Here is a 4,433-nt window from a genome sequence, read left to right as displayed (position 1 = left end):
GCACGCCTGCTCATCCACGAACCACTCCTGGAAGGCCAGAATCGACCGTGGAAAATCAGGTTTGGACACACTTCACACTAGCTGAGCTAAGCGGATACGCACTAGTCGACTTATGCAGATGTCTGCATAAATCGACGAACTCGGCTACCTGCCGCTGCCCGCCGAGGCCGCATCAGCGCTGTTCCAGGTCATCAACCAGCGCTACCTGAAAACGTCGATCGTGATCACCACGAACCGGCCCGTCGGCGCCTGGGGCGAGATCCTCGGCGACACCACCGTCGCCGCCGCGATGCTCGACAGGCTCCTGCACCGATCCGTCGTCGTCACCCTCGACGGCGGCTCCTACCGGCTCCGCAACCACGCCGCCCAATCCAACGAGCTCCGCCGCGTGACAACGGGCACAAACTTCCGCTAATCTATCCCCGCGACCTGGGGAGCTTCGATGAGCAGGACTGGGGAATTTCGCTGAGCGCCGTCACCCGGAGAGAACAACGCCAAGAGCTTCCTTGTAAACCACGTCACGCACTGGAAAGGGACGTCCTTTACCGATCTGGAGCATTGTCAAACCGTTCCTGAAGTCATTCTTGTGGCCTTTATAGATCACCCATTCCGCATTAGGGAAGGTCGCAGTCAAGACTTCCCCGAAGTAAGCCTGCACCTCATCGATCAGGGCAAGCTGCGCTGACGTGAACGGGCCGCTCCCCGGGGCACCTCTCTCGGAGGTGGGTCTCGAGGGGTCCCACCACGATGGCAGTTCTGCGCGCTGCGTTTCGTGACGCTCCTTGATATGGGCTAGGAACCACTCGTTCACGGCGTCCAGGCTTTCGACGCTGCCATCGAGTTGCGGATCGCTCGGCCCGTTCAACCGACTCCGAAGATGCACCTGCGCCGGTTTAAGTCCCCGAAGGTATAGCTCGTGTAGTTCCTCACGTTTTTCGCGACCGGCGCTCATGGTGTCCCACATGTCGTCAGGCTACCCAAAGGAAGAAAGGGAACGGTTAATTGGACGGCTGAGGAGTTCCGACGGTGGATCGTAGCGCGTGCGCTTGGAGCGCCGCGGTTCAGTCGCGTAGTGGTGATCCGACGGCGGTGAAGCGAAACCCTCCAAAAGCGCCGGACAGAAGTGGCCTTGCGGTCGCTATAGATGCTTGGACCTCGGGCAAGGCGAGCGAAGCTTGATGCGCTTCGGCGCTGTCCCATAGTTCCACGACGAACACCGTGTCGAGATCGTCGTCGCTGACCCCTACCTCATACGCCAGGCAGCCGATCTGTTTGAGGGTGTCGCTGCGCTGAGTCAGATGAGCGACCAGCTCATCACGTTTACCGGGGACGACACCGAGTGTTCCCGCGTTTGCGAAAGTCATGGCACAACCCTACCCAGCGCCTGAGCATGCCGATGCTCTGTCTTTTGGGAACCTCTACCGGTCACGCGCATTCCTCAGCGGGACATGACCCCGGAAGGCTCAGGCCTTACGAGCCGCCACAGAGAACATCAGCGGCACCCTCTCGCGACCCGAGGCCAAAGCAAATCCGGCCGGCGTCTCTACGAGTGGGGGCAACGGCTTCCAGAGCATAGCGGCCCGTCCACCCTCGCAGGCCGTCGAGGTGCGAGTGTGGTCGACCACGTGCTACCCGCGGAGGTTCCTTGGCCGTCCCCAGCCTGATCAATCCGTGCAACGTTCGGCTCGCGGCCTCAAGCGTCGTTCGGTCAAAGCCTCGACGGCTTGGAGGCTCAGCGCGTGACCGCGCCGTGCCTCCACGCCGTCAGCTCGCCGGGACGCGACCTCCGGGGTCAGGCGGCCATCGCCCCGTAACGCTTGTGGCCCTTGACGTCGTAGCGGTCGAGCATCATGACCTTCGACCAGACGCGGATGAATTCGCGGACGAACCGCTCTTGCCCGTCGCTGCCCGCGTAGGCGTCGGCGATCGACCGCAGTTGCGCGTTCGAGCCGAATACCAGGTCATTCCGGGAGGCCCTCCAGCGAGCCTCGCCGGTCGCCTGAACCCGACCAGTGAAGGTCATCGCGGTCTCGTCGTCCTTCGTCCAGATGAGGTCGGTGTCGGTCAGATTCACGAGGAAGTCGGTCGTCAGGACTCCGACGTGATCCGTGAGCACACCCACGTCGGACCCGTCCCAGTTGCTGCCGAGCACGCGGAGCCCGGCGTGCAGGACGGTCCACTCCGGTGCAGTGAGAGTGAACAGGTTCGCCTTGTCGAGGAATACCGCCTCGGGCGCGACGCCCGGAGCAAACTCCTCGAAGCGCTCGGACACGAAGTTGCGGAACCCGTCCGCAATGGGTCGCAGCCACTCGAACATCTCGATGTCGGTCAACTCCTGCGTCGTGTCGACACGGCCTGGCGTAAACGGCACGCTGGCGTCAGATCCTGCCGCCCGTGCCGCCTGCTCCACGGCGGCGCTGCCGGCGAGGACGATGAGGTCGGCGAGAGACACCTTCCGTCCGCCCGACGTCGCCGTGAAAGCCGCCTGCACGTTCCGCAGCGCGTCGATGACTGGGACGGTGCGTCGGTTGACCGCCCAGTCTTTCTGCGGCGACAAGGCCAGGCGGGCACCGTTCGCCCCTCCGCGCTTGTCGCTGTCGCGGTAGGTCGAGGCGGCGGAGAACGCCGTGTAGACGAGGTCGGACACGGACAGCCCGGTCGCGAGGACGGCTTCCTTGAGCGCTGCCACGTCGGCCTCGTCGAGTGAGGATCCTGCTGCGTCCGGGAGCGGGTCCTGCCAGAGCAGGTCGTCGGCGATGGTGACCTCCGGGCCGAGGTACCGGTGCTTCGGCCCCATGTCGCGGTGCGTGAGCTTGTACCAGGCCTTCGAGAACGCGAGGGTGAACAGATCGAAGTCGGCCAGGAAACGCTCGCATATGGCCCGATACTCCGGGTCGACCTTGAGTGCGATGTCCGAGGTCATCATCATGAGCGGGTTCATCTGACCGGGTACGTGGGCGTCCGGAGTCTTCGGCGCCTCCGGGTCAGTCGGTGTCCACTGCAGCGCGCCGGCCGGGCTTTTCTTCTGCTCGTAGTCGTACGCGAACAGGTTCTCGAGGTAGGTGTTGTCCCACTGTGTCGGGTTCGGAGTCCAGCTGCCCTCGATGCCGTTGGTCGAAGTGTGCTCGGCACTGCCGGTACCCACCGGGTTGTGCCAACCGAGCCCCATCGACTCGATCGGGGCTTTCTCGGGTGACGGTCCGATGTCGGATGCGGGTACCTGGCCGTGGCTCTTACCGAACGCGTGGCCACCGGCGATCAATGCCACCGTTTCCTCGTCGTTCATCGCCATCCGCGTGAACGTGATGCGAATGTCGCGTGCTGAGCCCAGCGGGTCACCGTTCGAATAGGGCCCCTCAGGGTTGACGTAAATGAGCGCCTGGTGCGACGCGGCCAGGGGGCTCTGCAGGTCGTAGTCCGCTTCGCCGTTCTGACCATGCCAGCGTTCGTCGCGGCTCACCATCTCGTCAGGGCTCGCGACCGCGTGCGGGTTCCAGACCTCCGGGCCCCACCAGGTGCCGTCGTCCGGTTCCCACGCATCGAGTCGTCCACCACCGAAGCCGTACGTCGGCAGGCCCATCAACTCGAGGGAGCAGTTGCCGGTCAAGACCATAAGGTCGGCCCACGACAGAGCGTTGCCGTACTGGTGCTTGATCGGCTGTAGGAGTCGTCGTGATTTGTCGGTGTTGCCGTTGTCCCACCAGCTTCCGATTGGTGCGAACCGCTGCATCGCGGTGCCCGCTCCGCCACGGCCGTCGGCAATTCGGTACGTGCCGGCGGCATGCCACGCCATTCGGATCATCTGTGGACCGTAGTTGCCGTAGTCCGCCGGCCACCAGTCGACCGATGTGGTGAGCAGTCGCTTGATGTCCGATTTGAGCGTCGTGAGGTCGATCGTGGCGAAAGCCGCCGCGTAGTCGAAGTCCGCGCCGAGCGGGTCGGCGTCTACGCCATTCCGGTGGAGAAGCTCAACCCGGAGACGCTGCGGGTACCAACTGTCCAGGGTCGGCGACTGACCGAAGGTGCCACCGAGGTGGTCGCCGCCTGCTGGCAGCGCACCGCTCATGTGGAAACTGCATGTGTTGGTCTGGTCGTCAGTGCCCATTGATGCTCCCTGTGTGCTTTAGCTGGATGAGAAACGGTGTCGTCGGGGTCACAATTTAACGATCAGCCGCCGCATCGCAGCAGCGTCAATCTGTGGTGCAGCGATGCTTCGACGCTGCTGTGAGGCGGTGCGTCGCGGGCTGCCGACGTGACGGGAAGCCCGATAGAAAGATCGTATTCCCGCAAGGTGTGCGTGGCATGCCAAGAAAGTGACTGACTTCTAGATGAGTGAGTCCTAATGGTCGTAGGCGATGAGGGATCGTTTGTTGGGTGTTCCGAGGAGCCAGTTGTGCCAGATTCCGGCGGCGAGGGCGAGTAGCCGGCCGGCG

General features: G+C 63.6%; 3 protein-coding genes and 2 pseudogenes. 1 reads left to right on the top strand and 4 read right to left on the bottom strand.

Features of this window, described 5'->3' with window-relative positions; genetic code table 11:
* Nucleotides 1-130: 130 nt before the first annotated feature.
* A pseudogene (locus E3O19_RS00185) lies at nucleotides 131-415 on the top strand (ATP-binding protein); the annotation flags it as partial.
* 60 nt (nucleotides 416-475) lie between these two features.
* Here E3O19_RS00185 and E3O19_RS00180 read toward each other — a convergent pair.
* The 4 genes and pseudogenes from E3O19_RS00180 to E3O19_RS00165 form a co-directional block, all read right to left on the bottom strand.
* Nucleotides 476-964 carry a hypothetical protein gene (locus E3O19_RS00180; RefSeq protein ID WP_134564625.1) on the bottom strand — a complete coding sequence of 163 codons (489 nt, stop codon included), beginning with the start codon at nucleotides 962-964 and terminating at the stop codon, nucleotides 476-478.
* A gap of 97 nt (nucleotides 965-1,061) precedes the next feature.
* On the bottom strand, nucleotides 1,062-1,364 hold the full coding sequence (locus E3O19_RS00175) for a putative quinol monooxygenase (RefSeq protein ID WP_134564624.1): 303 nt from the start codon (nucleotides 1,362-1,364) through the stop codon (nucleotides 1,062-1,064).
* Between the two features lie 428 nt (nucleotides 1,365-1,792).
* Nucleotides 1,793-4,105: a catalase/peroxidase HPI gene (gene katG, locus E3O19_RS00170; protein ID WP_134564623.1), complete on the bottom strand. Its 2,313-nt coding sequence runs from the start codon at nucleotides 4,103-4,105 to the stop codon at nucleotides 1,793-1,795.
* Nucleotides 4,106-4,339: 234 nt separating this feature from the next.
* Nucleotides 4,340-4,433 (bottom strand): annotated as a pseudogene (locus tag E3O19_RS00165) (IS982 family transposase); the annotation flags it as partial.

The sequence above is a fragment of the Cryobacterium algoritolerans genome (assembly GCF_004402785.1).
Lineage (GTDB): Bacteria > Actinomycetota > Actinomycetes > Actinomycetales > Microbacteriaceae > Cryobacterium > Cryobacterium algoritolerans.
The sequence above is the reverse complement of the archived record's forward strand: the minus strand, read 5'-3'. Positions and strand labels throughout refer to the sequence as shown.